Raw genomic sequence first — 14,680 nt, 5'->3', positions numbered from 1 at the left:
CAGGCGGCCATGGAGAACGATCAGAACAGCCGCGCGGCCCGTGCCGTGCCGCCTGTCGACCAGCTTGGCCGCCCGCTGCGCGACCTGCGCATTTCGGTCATGGACCGCTGCAACTTCCGGTGCCCCTACTGCATGCCCGAAGCCACCTACCACGAAGGCTTCCGGTTCCTGGGGCCGAAGGAACGGCTGGATTTTGACGAGATCGAACGGGTCGCGCGCATGGCCGCCGAACTGGGTGTGACCAAAATACGGCTGACCGGCGGGGAACCCCTCCTGCGGCCGGGCCTTCCTGACCTGGTCCGCCGCCTGAGCGCCCTGCCGGGCATTGACGATGTGGCGCTGACAACAAATGGCGTGCTGCTGCCGCGCTTCGCGCCAGCCTTGCGTCAGGCGGGGCTGCGGCGCGTGACGGTCAGCCTTGACAGTCTGGACCCGGTCGTATTCGCCCATATGAGCGGCGGCAGGGGTGACCTCCCTGCCGTGCTGGAGGGCGTCGATGCCGCATGTGCCGCAGGCTTTGAAGGCGGCGTCAAGATCAACACCGTGGTCCAGCGTGGCGTGAATGATGCGGGCGTGCCGGATATTCTGGCACGCTTTCGCAATACCGGTGTAACGGTCCGGCTTATTGAATACATGGACGTGGGCAATCGCAACGGGTGGGCGCGCGGCGATGTCGTGCCCTCCAGCGAACTGCGTGCCCGCATTGCCGCACTCTGGCCCCTTGAAGCGCTGCCGCCCCGCTATCGCGGCGAGGTGGCGCGTCGTTACCGCTACGTCGATGGGGCAGGGGAGATCGGGTTTGTCTCGTCCGTCAGTGCGCCATTTTGTGGAGCCTGCTCCCGTGCCCGCCTGTCTTCCGACGGCAAGCTTTACACCTGCCTTTTCGCAACGACCGGCACGGACCTGCGCACGCTCCTGCGTGCAAATGCCGGTGATGGGGGAAGTGATGAGCGGCTGCGTGCAACCCTCTCACAGGTCTGGCGCCACCGGGCGGATCGCTACAGCGAGGAGCGCACGCTCTCGGCAGGCAGGAAATCCGACCCGGAAAAAATCGAAATGCATTATATTGGGGGATGACGTGAGCTTCATGTGCACATCCCAGGATTCACTGGGGCGCAGGCCATGACGGCGTTCCTGTATGGGCTGGTCCTGGCCGGTGGCGAAAGTCGCCGCATGGGGCAGGACAAGGCGGCATTGCCTTATGATGGCCGCCCGCAGCTTGCCCGTGCTTTTGACCTCGTGGCGCGGCATGCAGGGCGTTGTTTTGTCTCTATCCGTCCCGATCAGCAGCCTGACCCACTCCGGGCGTCCTATCCCTGCATCATGGACAGGCGGGAGATCAGGGACAGGCTCGGCGGCGGGCCAATGGTTGGCGTGCTGTCCGCTCATGTAGCTTACCCGGAAGCAGCCTGGCTCGTCGTTGCCTGTGACCTGCCGATGCTGGACGACACAACGCTTGCCGCCCTTGTGCAGGAACGCAATGCGGCTCTGGCTGCCACGGCCTATGTGAGTGAAAGCGACGGACTGCCCGAGCCGCTCTGCACGATATGGGAACCTGCTACGCTGGCCGCCCTGAACAGGCAGGCAGCAAGGCAGAAAATTCGACCGCGCCAGATGCTCACCGGTTCAACGGTCCGTCTCCTTGAAGTAAAGAAAGCAGGCGCGCTGGAAAACGTAAATGCACCTGATGAACGCGACCGGGCACTGAAGCGCCTTGGATGTGCAGGGCAGGAAGTAAAATGCTCGGTATAAAGTTAGAGTATTTCACCCAGCCTCAGGATGCAGCCGCGCTGCATGATGAACACGGCTTTCAGTGCCTGCCATGACATTACCGATAAGACCAAGCCCCGCATCCCGGCCTGGAAAACCGAGCATGACGCGGGCACCGTGAGTGCGAAAGTGCCGTGCCACACACCCTGACCATTGAACCGTGCCCACCTGCATGCCCGAGGCTACCGTCATGTCCGCCCTTTTTTACCCGTTAGATGTTAGCGCCCTGTCCCGTCCAGATGAGAAATTCAGCCTGAACGTGGCGGAAGAAGTGCCGGTCAGCCTCATGTTCAACGGAATTTTTCCATACGGCACGATGATGATGACGCCTGCGGACCTGGAGGATTTCGCCTATGGATACTGTATGACCGAACAGATCGTAGGCTCTGTTGCAGATATCCGCTCGGTGAACATCGTAACAGCAGAAGACGGGCTGACCCTTGATATTTTTATAAAGGGCAGCGCGCTGACGCAGCTCATGCGCCGTACTGTGCGCATGCAGACCGGCCATTCGAGTTGTGGCATATGCGGCAGCGGGACCGTACCGGAATATGACGCTGTAGCAGCCGCCCCGTTGGGGGAGGGACCGCGCCTGCCGGTAACGGCAATACGCAAGGCATTGCATGAACTGCGCACGTGGCAGACGCTGAACGCGGCGACACGGATGGTGCATGCAGCCGCATGGGCAGATGATAACGGCAGTATTCACATGATCAGGGAGGATGTAGGCCGGCACAATGCGCTGGACAAGCTGATCGGTGCGCGCGCCTGCCACCCCGGAGCGTTCCATGAAGGCTTCTGCCTGCTGACAAGCCGTTATTCATTCGAGATGGCGCTCAAGACCGTGCGGGCAGGCATCGCCATCGTGGTCGCGATTTCTGCCCCGACATATCGTGCCTTCCTTACTGCTGAAAAGATGAACCAGACCCTGATCGCCATTGCACGCCGGGATGAGCAGACACTGTTTTGCGGTGGAAACCGCCTTGTCGGTTTCGGGGCAGGCATGCAGCATCTGAACCACACGCCGGGCGCCCCGAAAAACCCATCAGATTGAATTTTCAGGCAATCCTTGGGAAATAACGCGTCTCAGGGCAGTGAAATAAGAGTCCCTGAATTGTCTGCTCATCGGTGCGTCGGGAATGAACACGTCAAAGACGTGATAGGCACCGGGAATGACACAGACCTCCGTCGGCACGCCAGCAGCCATCAGGCGCCGGGCATATTCCAGATCCTCGTCCAGAAACAGGTCCAGGGAGCCTACGCCAATATAGGCAGGGGGCAGTCCCGTCAGGTCCGTTGCGCGAAAGGCCGCGGCATATTCTGAAATGCCTGCACTCCCGGGCGTTTTGCCAAGATAGGCGTTCCATGCGTAATGATTGGCGGAACGCGTCCAGATATATTCGCCCAGGGCGGGCGATGGCATGAGTGTTGTGCCGGTCCGGTCATCCAGCATGGGATAAATCAGGAGCTGGAACAGGATCTTGATTTCCGCCCGATCGCGTGCCAGCAGGGCAAGGCAGGCTGTCAGGCCGCCGCCTGCGCTATCGCCTCCAATAATCAGGCGGTTTCGGTCAATTCCCAGATCGGCTGCGTGGTCATGTGCCCATTTCAGGGCGGCATAGCAGTCCTCGATTGCCGCAGGGTAGGGGGCTTCTGGTGCCAGACGGTAATCAACCGAGAAAATCACCAGCCCCAGTTCGCTGACCATCTGCCGGCAGCGTGCATCATCAACCTCCGGTGTGCCGCTTACGATCCCGCCACTATGGATATAGACCAGCGCAGGGGCATTCGGGTGGCTGGCCACGGGCCTGTAGGTCACGACCGGAACGGCAGGCGCGCCGTCGGGGCCGGGCACGTGGCCTTCCTCAACCATGACATCAGGATATTCGGCAACCCTGACGCTGCGGATGGCGGCAATGAATGCCTTGCGGGTCTCGCCTAGTGTCTCATCCGCAAGGCCATCAAAGGAAGGCAGGACTTTCAGGGCCGCGCGAAATTCCGGGGCGACGGGATTGTGAGGCATGACAGTTTCTCCGCATTATCTTTCCCTCACGATAGAAGGCATCGGGCCAGAAGCCTCATCACGTCCAACTGATTGAACGGAAAGTGTTATTCACGGAATTCAGGCTGATGGACCCGGGCATGCCGGCATGCGTTTCTTGTATTTATTTTTATTCACCTATATTTTATCCTTCTGATCAATCAGGGTAGCCGGAATCATATATGGTAAGCACTCATCACCACGACCACATATAAATACAAAGCATAGGACAAATAAAAATGCCTGTTGATCAGATGCACAAGAACATGTCGGAAAACGCGGGCTTCATCGCGGCCCTGGACCAGAGCGGGGGGTCCACGCCGGGCGCGCTGCGACATTACGGCATACCTGACAGCGCCTACAGCACCGATGCCCAGATGTTTGCGCTTATGCATGAAATGCGGGTCAGGGTCATGACCGCCCCGGCCTTTACGGGCAAGAAGATCCTCGCCGCCATCCTGTTCGAGCAGACCATGAACGGACTGGTCAACGACACGCCCGTGCCCACCTACCTGTGGAAGGAAAAGGGGGTTGTCCCGTTCCTGAAGGTGGACAAGGGGCTGGAGCCTGAAGCAGGCGGCGTGCAGGTGATGAAGCCAATCCCCACCCTTGAAGCCATGCTGGAGCAGGCGGTCAGCAAGGGCATTTACGGCACGAAGGCCCGCTCGGTCATCCGCCTGCCCGAGCGCGAGGGCATTGTCGCCATCGTAAAGCAGCAGTTCACCCTGGCCGAGCAGGTCGCGGCACGTGGTCTTGTTCCCATCATGGAACCCGAGGTCCTGATCAAAAGCCCGGACAAGGCGGGGGCAGAAACGCTGCTGCATGATGAACTGCACCGTGGGCTGGATGCGCTGCCGGGTGACTATCAGGTGATGATCAAGGTCTCGATCCCTGAAAAGGCTGATCTTTACCTTGACCTGATCAGGCACCCCCGCGTGCAGCGCGTGGTGGCACTGTCCGGCGGGTATCCGCGTGATGAAGCCTGCCAGCGACTGGCAGCCAACCACGGTATGATCGCCAGTTTCTCGCGCGCGCTGCTGCAGGACCTGCGCTACACCATGACGGATGCGGAATTCGATGCCGCCCTCGCAAAATCCATCGAACAGATCTTCAAGGCCTCGACGCAGAAGGCCTGATACCCGGCCTTCTCCATCTCAGGCAAAAAAAACGGCTTCCGGTTCACTCCGGAAGCCGTTTTTTGTTCCCCTGCCTCCCGTTTCAGGCCGATGGGCGCGTCGATGCCTTTCCGTCCTGCGGCATGGGACGCGCGCCCAGCTCACGCAGCGGCCAGCCCGCAAGCAGGTGGGATTCAATGTCCTCCAGCGAAACACCCTTTGTTTCCGGCACATAAAACAGCGTGATGGCGATAAACAGGGCATTCATGCCAGCAAACAGCCAGAAGGTATGGGCTTCCCCCAATGTATCAAGCACGCTGAGGAATGTATTGCTGACCGCCCAGTTGGTTGCCCAGTTGGTAAAGGTGGAGCAGACAATGCCAAAGTCACGACCGCGCAGGGGCTGGATCTCGGCGCATAACGTCCAGACCAGTGGCCCGGCGCCAATGGCGAACCCCAGCACGAACACCAGCAGCGACCCGACCATGGCGATCTGGGCTGTCGTGTCATGGCCACCATATTCAACCAGGCCACCTGCAAACAGCATGCTGCCTGTCATGATGGCGCAGCTGAGCAGCAGCAGTGGCCGCCGGCCCCAGCGGTCAACCGTCACGATCGCGACGCACGTGGCGACAAGGTTGATCAGGCCGATCAGCGCCGTGGCCCAGCCTGCGGCGGATGCGCCAAAATCGGCGGCCTGGAAGACTTTGGGCGCATAATACATCAGCACATTGATACCGGTCAGCTGCTGCATGATCTGCAACACGATGCCCAACCCGACCGAGCGGCGGAAGTTGGCGTTGTTGCGGAAAAACGAAAATCCCTCCGACCGGCCCCGGGTCAGTTCCGTGGCAATATCGGATATTTCCCGGTCCGCCTGCTGCGGGCTTGGCCGCAGATAGCGCATCACCGTGCGGGCACGCAGCTTTTCCCCCCGCATCATGAGCCAGCGTGGACTATCGGGCAGGAACAGGCAGCCGATGAGGAAGACGGTCGCGGGCACTGTCATGAGTCCCAGCATCCACCGCCAGTGCGCGCCATTCGCCAGCACCCCATCGGTCACGTAGGACAGGAAGATGCCGCCCGTCATCATCAGCTGGTAACACGCGATCATCGACCCGCGCTGCGCCACTGCCGAGACTTCCGATATGTAGAGCGGCGCGGTAAAGGCTGCGATCCCCACCGCGAAGCCCAGAAAAATCCGACCGATGATGAGCACCGTGACGGAGGGGGCCAGCGCGCTGATCAGGGACCCGGCCAGAAAAAGGATGGACGACCCCAGCAGCGCGCGCCTGCGCCCAAAGCGGAAAGAGATCGTGCCCGCAATCAGCGACCCCACGGCCGCCGCCGCCATCATGGAGGAGACGATCCATTCCTGCGTGCGTGGCGATGCATTGAAGTCCGTGCCGATAAAGCGCAGCGCGCCCGCGATCACCCCGGTATCCAGCCCGAACATGAGACCGGCAAGGGCCGCCAGCACCCCCACCACAATGGCATGCCCTGTCGTTGGCGCGGCAGGAGAGGGGGCGTGCGCCTGTGGGCTGGCATGTGTCATGGCGCGGGGAACCTGATCTTCTTCGGGCATGCGTGACACCTTGTTCTTGTTATTTATTGGGATGCGGCTGTTCCGCTACATGATTGATGGGAAAGGTCCGGCCCGGCCATCATGAACAACCGGGTCATTACAGACGCTGACATGCATGTATCAATGCATGGATTGCCCCCTGCTTAACAACAGATATGAACCCGCTCGCCAACATTTTTCTGTGACCCGGATATCTAAGTGTCTGACCGAAAATGAGTTGAGTGATTTCAGTGGATTATGATTCATGGGTTTGCGATAACCTGATGAGATCAAGATGGCCTGGACTGAAATCACCCGCGCGCAGTATCGCCGGGACGACCTGGAGTATGCAAGCGACCTTCGCGATGCGGAGTGGGCGCTGATTGCGCCTTTGATGCCCGAGAAGAAACGACTGGGGAGACCACGACGTACGGATTTGCGCCGGGTCATGGAGGCGATCCTCTATATCGTCACTACGGGTTGCCAGTGGCGACAATTGCCTCGTCATTTTCCCGCCTTCACGACCGTGCAGGGCTATTTCTACCGTTGGATCCGCGAGGGACGATGGGAAGCGATAAACCATATTCTCGTGATCCTGTCGCGTGAGCAGGACGGGCGAGACGCCACGCCTTCGGTAGGCATTATTGACAGCCAGTCGGTTAAAACTGCTGAAAACGGCGGTCCACGCGGTTATGACGCGGGCAAGAAGATCAGGGGCCGCAAGCGGCATATCACGACCGATACGCTGGGTCATGTCGTGGCAGCCGTCGTGCATCCCGCCGACATTCAGGATCGTGATGGCGCGCCGCTGGTAGCGACCAGAATACGCTCATTGTTTCCCTGGCTTCGCCATCTGATCGGTGACGGCGGGTATGCCGGCGAGAAGTTGCGTGGTGCGCTGGCTGAACTCGGCCGATGGACGATCGAGATCGTCAAGCGTAGCGATCGGGCCGAAGGCTTCGTCGTCCTGCCCAAACGCTGGATCGTGGAGCGCAGCTTTGCATGGCTCGGACGCTGCCGTCGCCTCACGAAGGATGTCGAGGCAACAATCTCGTCATCCCACGCGTGGTTGATGATTGCCCATATCCGCAGAGTTCTGCGAAAAATCAATCAAACCGCTTTCTGATTCAGGCTCTAAAATTTTTATATAAATCTAAGAAAATCCTGATAATGGCGACAAAAGGCCAATCGTCATGCCTGATAGCCGTCACTTTCAGTGCGATGGACAGGAAAATGCCCCAAGGAAGGGTATCTGGAACGTGTTATGAGCAATCCGTATTTCAGATATAAGTAACAGAATCGGCACCCGCATAAGAACCATTTTCTGGACTGAATCGAGTCTGTAAACGTGTTTCATGTTTACATATGTTATATCCATAAATTCTAACAAAAAGCCGATTCTGACTCCCTGTTATTTCTTCAATATGTGATCCTGCACATATTTTTGTGTACCGGAGCAATATCCGGGCCTGTTTCAGGATGTCTGGCACGGCCCGTGCGCCCATATGTTCCCGGACCCTGTTTCCTGCTGAAAATGGCGGAAAACAGGATATTTTCAGGCTTTGACATATCTTGTCACATTCCCATAACAGCATATGAAAAATATATACCCATGCGCAGAAAGAATAAATAAGGATCAAGAACTCGTGAATGAACGAGGCTGGCATTAGGGCAGGATTGGGACTTCAATGCAGGAACTGCCGCGCCGGATATGACGGCCTGTTCCATGTGAATGAACCGCAGGACTGAATCAATTACATCCAGACCTCGGGTTATATTGGAAAGATGTCAGCGCATCAGTCCCTGTACTGTCATGGATGGCAGCAGGGTAATGGATCCCGGCACAGATATGTGACATGCGGGCATGACAGGATGAAAGCCGTCCCTTCATGCAGTTTCATGTAACGCCCGGAACTCACAGGGCTGGCCGTGACAATGGAGGACGGTTTTCATGCGTTCATTATTTCCCTGTCCCGTATGGGCACCCGATGGGGCCGGCACTGCACGGGTGGATATTGATACCCTGTGCATCAATACAATCCGCACACTGGCCATGGATGCGGTGCAGAAAGCCAATTCCGGCCACCCGGGCACGCCCATGGCGCTGGCCCCGCCAGCCTATGCATTATGGCGCGAGGTCCTGAACTATGATCCCGCCAACCCCCTGTGGCCCAACCGCGACCGCTTCGTGCTGTCGATCGGCCATGCCTCCATGTTGCTGTATTCGCTGATCTACCTTGCCGGTATCCGTGATGTGAAAGACGGGCGCGTTCTGGCCAACCAGCCTTCGCTGACCCTTGCGGATATCGAGCAGTTCCGCCAGCTCAATTCCCGCACCCCCGGCCACCCGGAATACGGCCATACCGCAGGCGTCGAGACCACGACCGGCCCGCTGGGGCAGGGATGTGGCAACTCTGTGGGCATGGCCATCGCCCAGAAATGGCTGGCCGCGTATTTCAACAAACCCGGCTTCGACCTGTTCACCTACCACACCTACACATTCTGCGGTGATGGCGACAATATGGAAGGCGTATCCAGCGAGGCCGCATCCATCGCGGGCCACCTCAAGCTGGGAAACCTGACATGGATCTATGACAGCAACCATATTTCCATCGAGGGCAATACCCGCATCGCCTTTACCGAAAGCGTGCATAAACGCTTCGAGGCCTATGGCTGGCATGTGCTGGAACTCAAGGACGCGAACGATACAGCTGATTTCCGCCGCCTGCTGGCTGAAGCCAAGGCGGAAACATCCCGGCCCACGCTGATCATCGTGCATTCCATCATCGGCTGGGGCTCGCCGCACAAGGCGGGCACGGCTGCGGCGCATGGCGCGCCCCTGGGCGTGGAAGAAATACGCGAAACCAAGAAATTCTACGGCTGGCCGGAAGACAGGAGCTTCTATGTGCCCGAGGGCGTGCCCGAACACTTCCAGCAGGGCATCGCCACACGCGGGGCGGCCGCCAGCAAGGCATGGCACGACCTGCTGGCCCGTTACCGCACGGCACACCCCGACCTTGCGGCCGAACTCGACCTGATCCTGGCCGGAAAGCTGCCCGAAGGCTGGGATGCGCAGATCAGCAATTTCCCTGCGGATGCGAAGGGTCTTGCCTCCCGCGCCAGTTCCGCGACCGTGCTCAACCAGGTCGCTGCCAGCTACCCGTGGATGATCGGTGGCTCAGCCGACCTGTCGCCCTCTACCAAGACGCACCTGACATTCGATGGCGCCGGTGATTTCCAGCCCCCGCAATGGGGCGGAACCTATGGCGGGCGCAACCTGCACTTTGGCGTGCGGGAACATGCCATGGGGTCGATCTGCAACGGGCTGGCGCTGTCCTATCTGCGGCCCTACTGCTCCGGCTTCTTCATCTTTTCCGATTACATGAAGCCGCCCATCCGCCTTGCAGCACTCATGAAGCTGCCGGTGCTGTATATCTTCACCCATGATTCCATCGGGGTGGGGGAAGACGGCCCGACCCACCAGCCGGTCGAACAGCTGGCCCAGCTTCGCGCCACGCCGGGTGTCACCCTAATCCGCCCGGCGGACGCCAACGAGGTGGCCGAGGCCTGGCGCACCCTTGTCCCGCTGGCTGATCGCCCCACCGTCCTGGTGCTGACCCGCCAGAACCTGCCCACCCTCTGCCGCAAGACCTATGCCCCGGCCACCGGCCTGGCAAAGGGGGCCTACGTGCTGGCCGACAGCAGCCCCGACACGCCTGATGTCATCCTCATGGCAACGGGTAGCGAGGTCGGGCTGATCGTGAAGGCTTTCGAACAGCTCAAGGCCGAAGGGGTCAAGGTCCGCATCGTCTCCATGCCTTCATGGGATCTGTTCGAGGCCCAGCCCCGGTCCTACCGCGACAGCGTCCTGCCCCCCGATGTGACTGCCCGCGTGGCAGTGGAACAGGCCGCCCGCCTTGGGTGGGAACGCTATGTCGGCCTGCAGGGGGCGACCATCGTCATGCATGGCTTTGGCGCGTCCGCCCCGGCGGGTGAACTGGAGGTCAAATTCGGGTTCACGGTGGACGCCGTCCTGACCGAAGCCCGCCAGCAGCTTGCCGCCCGGCGCTGACCGCCCGCCCAACCATAATTGCGACAGCACAGCCACCACGCGCCACGCGCCGGGTGGCTGCCAGCAACACATGAAGGAAACATACCATGACCGCGTATGACGCCGGCACCAGTGACGCCGCCAACCCGCTGAAGCAGATGGCCCGCCTTGGCCAGTCCCCGTGGCTGGACTTCATCCAGCGCTCCTATACGGAAAGCGGCAGGCTGAAAAAGCTGGTGGAGGAAGACGGGCTGAAAGGGGTCACCTCCAACCCGTCCATCTTCCAGAAAGCCATGGGCCACGGCACCGATTACGATCCGCAGATCCGCCAGATCCTTGCCCATCAGATCGTGGATGCCGGGACGCTGTATGAAACACTGGCGATCCATGACATCCGTGCGGCGGCAAAGGTGCTGCACCCGGTCTATGAACAGACCGCGAAGGTGGATGGCTATGTCAGCCTTGAGGTCTCGCCCTATCTGGCGCGTGATACCGATGCCACGCTTGCCGAAGCACGGCGGCTGTGGCTTGCGGTGGGGGCACCCAACCTCATGATCAAGATACCCGGCACGGATGAAGGCGCGCCCGCGGTACAGGCCGCCATCGCCGCCGGGATCAATGTCAATGTCACGCTGCTGTTCTCGCTCAATGCGTACAAGAAGGTAGTGGAAGCCCATATCGCCGGGCTGGAGGACCGCCTGAGCCGTGGCGAAAGCGTGAAGGGGATCGCAAGCGTCGCTTCCTTCTTCGTCAGCCGCATTGACGTCAAAATTGATAAGGAAATTGATGATCGTGTGGCGGCAGGTGACAGGGACGCCGCCGCCCTGAAGGCCCTGCGCGGCAAGGTGGCCATTGCCAACGCCAAGCTGGCCTATGAATACTGGCAGGGCGTGGTGAAAAGCCCGCGCTGGCAGAAACTGGCGCAGGCAGGCGCCATGCCCCAGCGCCTGTTGTGGGCCAGCACCAGCACGAAGGACAAGACGTTCAGCGACGTGCTGTATGTGGACGGCCTGATCGGCCCGGAAACCGTCAACACCATCCCTCCCGCCACCTTTGATGATTTCCGCGATCACGGCAGGGTCGCCCCGACCCTGACACAGGACGTGGCGGGCGCGCATGCGGTGATCGGCGAAGCCCGGCGCCTTGGCCTTGATCTGGATGGCGTGACCCGGACCCTTGTGGATGAAGGGGTGCGCGGCTTCGAGGAAGCATTCGACGCCCTGCTTGGCGCGATTGCCGCCAAGCAGGCGGCGTTCCTTGGCCACAGGCTGACCACCACCACGCTCAACCTGCCTGCCGACCTTGATACGGCGGTCAGGGCCGAACTGGAAACATGGCGCACGCAGGGTAACGTCCGCCGCCTGTGGTCAAAGGACGCCACGCTGTGGACCGGCCATGACGAGGCAGGCTGGCTGAAATGGCTCAGCATTGTCGATGACCAGTTGCTGGATCTGGCGAAGTTCGAGGAATTCCAGGCCGAGGTGAAGGCGCGCGGCTTCCGTGACGCGCTGCTGCTGGGCATGGGGGGATCGAGCCTTGGGCCGGAAGTGCTGTCAGTCACGTTCGGCAAACATGAAGGCTTCCCCCGCCTGTATGTGCTCGACAGCACCGACCCGCAGCAGATCCGGGATTTTCAGGACAGGATCGACATCAGCAAGACGCTGTTCATCGTCTCGTCCAAATCCGGCGGCACGCTGGAACCCAACATCCTCAAGGCCTATTTCTTTGATCAGGCCAGAAAGGTGCTCGGTGACAAGGCCGGGTCGCACTTCATCACCGTGACCGACCCCGGCTCGCACATGGAAGACGTGGCGAAGAAGGATAAGTTCTGGAAAATCTTCTACGGTAACAAACAGATCGGTGGCCGGTATTCCGTGCTGTCCGATTTCGGCATGGTGCCCGCAGCCATCGCGGGCCTGCCGCTGAAGCGGCTGCTGGATTCCGCCCTGCGGGGTGAAAAATCCTGCGCGGCCTCCGTCCCGCCCGCGCAGAATCCCGGCGTGGTGCTTGGCGCGGTGCTCGGCGTGGCAGCCCGCTCGTTTGGCCGGGACAAGGTCACGCTGCTGGCATCGCCTGCCATATATGACATGGGCGCCTGGCTGGAACAGCTGCTGGCGGAATCAACGGGCAAGGACGGCCGCGGCCTGATCCCCATTGATGGGGAAACCGCCGGCCCCGCCTCCGTTTATGGCAAGGACCGCGTGTTCATCTACCTGCGCCTGGGCGAAAAACCGTGTGAGAAACAGGATGCGGCGTTCAAGAAGCTGATCGCGGCGGGGGAGCCGGTCGTCACCATCGAACTGCATGACCGCTACCAGATTGCCCAGGAATTCTTCCGCTGGGAATTCGCCACCGCCGTCGCCGGTTCGATCATCGGCATCAATGCCTTCAACCAGCCCGATGTCGAGGCCTCGAAGATCGAGACCAAGAAGATCACCACTGCCTATAACGAGACTGGCAAGCTCCCGCCTTACGAGCCGTTCGCCAAGGATGGCCCGTTCGCCTTCTATGCCGACCCCCAAAACGCTGCGGCCCTGAAGGGCGGCACGGCGGAAGCTATCCTGAAGGCCCATTTCGCCCGGGGCAGGGCAGGCGATTATGTCGCCCTGCTGGCCTATATCGACCGCGACACCGCCACGCGCGAATGGCTCCAGCAGGTGCGGCTGTCGGTGCGTGATGGGTTGAAACTGGCCACGGCTGCGGAATTCGGCCCGCGTTTCCAGCATTCCACCGGACAGGCCTACAAAGGTGGGCCCAACACGGGCGTATTCGTGCAGATCACGTGTGATGACGATGTCAACCTGCCGGTTCCCGGTGAGAAATACAGCTTCAGCATCGTGAAGGAAGCCCAGGCGCGTGGGGACCTGGAAGTGCTGGGCGAACGCGGCCGTCGCGCCCTGCGCGTGCATATCCACGGCGACCTGAAATCCGGCCTCGAAAAACTGGCGCAGGCCATCAAGTCCGCCGTCTGATCGCGCGGCGAAACCGCCCCGTCATGACCGGTGGACATGGCGGGGCCTCTTTTTTCACCAGTCCGAATGGGGGCTGAAGAGCAGGGCACGTCCCTGCCACGGGAGCAGTAAAAATCATGCAGATTGGTATAGTGGGTCTGGGCAAGATGGGCGGCAACATCGCCATCCGCCTGACACGTCACGGGCACGATGTGGTGCTTTATGACCGCACGCCCGCCGTAATGTCCAAGGTGGCGGAACGGGCCGAGGCTGGAAAGACCGTCTCCTCATCCGGGTTGAAGGACATGGTGACGAAGCTGACCGCCGAGCGGCGGATCATCTGGCTCATGCTGCCTGCAGGCGAGGTTACCGAGGCAGCAGTCAAGGAACTTGGCGGCCTGCTGGGCAAGGGTGATATCCTGATCGACGGAGGCAACTCCTTCTACAAGGACGATATCCGCCGGGCCGCCGAACTGACGAAAAAGGGCGTTCACTACATTGATGTCGGCACATCGGGCGGTGTGTGGGGTCTGGAACGTGGCTACTGCATGATGTACGGCGGCACGAAGGATGCCACCGACCATATCGACCCCATCCTGTCGGCCCTTGCACCCGGGCTTGGCGATATCCCCCGCACGCCGAACCGTGACAAACCCGGTTTCGACCCGCGCGCCGAACAGGGCTACCTGCATTGCGGGCCTGCGGGTTCGGGCCATTTTGTCAAAATGGTCCATAACGGCATTGAATACGGCATCATGCAGGCCTTTGCCGAGGGCTTTCATGTCATGAAGTCCAAGAATTCCACCGACCTGCCTGAAAACCAGCGCTTCGAGCTGAACATGGCCGATATTGCCGAAGTGTGGCGGCGTGGCAGCGTGGTTTCGTCCTGGCTGCTCGACCTTTCGGCGCGCGCGCTGGCGGGCAACCCGGACCTGTCCAATTACAAGGGCGACGTGGCGGATTCCGGTGAAGGCCGCTGGACCATCGAGGCCGCGATTGAAGAAGCCGTGCCCGTTCCGGTGATGACGGAAGCCCTGTTCACGCGTTTCCGTTCGCGCACGGGCAACAACTTTGCCGAGAAGATGCTGTCTGCCATGCGTTTCGGCTTTGGTGGCCATATCGAAGGTACGAACAACTGATGGCGCGCGCCTGATAACCCACCCGGCAGGCCAGACCACGCAGGCACCA

General features: G+C 60.4%; 11 protein-coding genes. 9 read left to right on the top strand and 2 right to left on the bottom strand.

Going from position 1 to position 14,680, the window contains the following annotated elements:
• Positions 1–9 precede the first annotated feature (9 nt).
• From moaA to fdhD, 4 genes are read left to right on the top strand one after another with little or no spacing between them, the layout of a single operon-like run.
• Entirely contained in the window at positions 10–1,077 is a 1,068-nt protein-coding gene (gene moaA, locus OQZ28_RS07895) for a GTP 3',8-cyclase MoaA (RefSeq protein WP_458135731.1), read from the top strand.
• Between the two features lie 45 nt (positions 1,078–1,122).
• On the top strand, positions 1,123–1,752 hold the full coding sequence (locus tag OQZ28_RS07890; RefSeq protein WP_458135730.1) for an NTP transferase domain-containing protein: 630 nt from the start codon (positions 1,123–1,125) through the stop codon (positions 1,750–1,752).
• A 42-nt stretch (positions 1,753–1,794) separates the two neighbouring features.
• Positions 1,795–1,920, top strand: a complete 126-nt coding sequence (locus tag OQZ28_RS07885; RefSeq protein WP_458135729.1) for a hypothetical protein — start codon at positions 1,795–1,797, stop codon at positions 1,918–1,920.
• A 40-nt stretch (positions 1,921–1,960) separates the two neighbouring features.
• A complete protein-coding gene (gene fdhD / locus OQZ28_RS07880; protein ID WP_458135728.1) occupies positions 1,961–2,824 on the top strand; it encodes a formate dehydrogenase accessory sulfurtransferase FdhD in 864 nt (287 codons plus the stop codon).
• Here fdhD and OQZ28_RS07875 read toward each other — a convergent pair.
• Positions 2,816–3,793 (bottom strand): alpha/beta hydrolase, encoded by a 978-nt coding sequence (locus OQZ28_RS07875; protein WP_458135727.1) that lies wholly within the window; start codon positions 3,791–3,793, stop codon positions 2,816–2,818. The two genes, fdhD and OQZ28_RS07875, sit on opposite strands and share 9 nt — an antisense overlap.
• A gap of 257 nt (positions 3,794–4,050) precedes the next feature.
• Between OQZ28_RS07875 and OQZ28_RS07870 the strand changes: the two genes are divergently transcribed.
• Entirely contained in the window at positions 4,051–4,947 is an 897-nt protein-coding gene (locus OQZ28_RS07870) for a fructose bisphosphate aldolase (protein ID WP_458135726.1), read from the top strand.
• An 82-nt stretch (positions 4,948–5,029) separates the two neighbouring features.
• Here OQZ28_RS07870 and OQZ28_RS07865 read toward each other — a convergent pair whose 3' ends face one another.
• Positions 5,030–6,511, bottom strand: a complete 1,482-nt coding sequence (locus OQZ28_RS07865) for a sugar porter family MFS transporter (protein ID WP_458135725.1) — start codon at positions 6,509–6,511, stop codon at positions 5,030–5,032.
• 274 nt (positions 6,512–6,785) lie between these two features.
• On the opposite strand from OQZ28_RS07865, the gene OQZ28_RS07860 reads away from it, so the two are divergent.
• From OQZ28_RS07860 to gnd, 4 genes are all read left to right on the top strand, one after another.
• Complete coding sequence (locus OQZ28_RS07860) at positions 6,786–7,616, top strand: IS5-like element IS1032 family transposase (RefSeq protein WP_035366909.1); 831 nt, start codon at positions 6,786–6,788, stop codon at positions 7,614–7,616.
• An 825-nt stretch (positions 7,617–8,441) separates the two neighbouring features.
• Positions 8,442–10,562: a transketolase gene (gene tkt, locus OQZ28_RS07855; RefSeq protein ID WP_458135724.1), complete on the top strand. Its 2,121-nt coding sequence runs from the start codon at positions 8,442–8,444 to the stop codon at positions 10,560–10,562.
• An 86-nt stretch (positions 10,563–10,648) separates the two neighbouring features.
• Entirely contained in the window at positions 10,649–13,513 is a 2,865-nt protein-coding gene (locus OQZ28_RS07850; protein ID WP_458135723.1) for a bifunctional transaldolase/phosoglucose isomerase, read from the top strand.
• A gap of 116 nt (positions 13,514–13,629) precedes the next feature.
• Entirely contained in the window at positions 13,630–14,631 is a 1,002-nt protein-coding gene (gnd, locus tag OQZ28_RS07845; RefSeq protein ID WP_458135722.1) for a phosphogluconate dehydrogenase (NAD(+)-dependent, decarboxylating), read from the top strand.
• Positions 14,632–14,680 lie beyond the last annotated feature (49 nt).

The organism is Komagataeibacter sp. NFXK3 (assembly GCF_054182245.1).
Note: the sequence above shows the minus strand (reverse complement) of the source record. Positions and strands in the feature narration are given on the sequence as shown.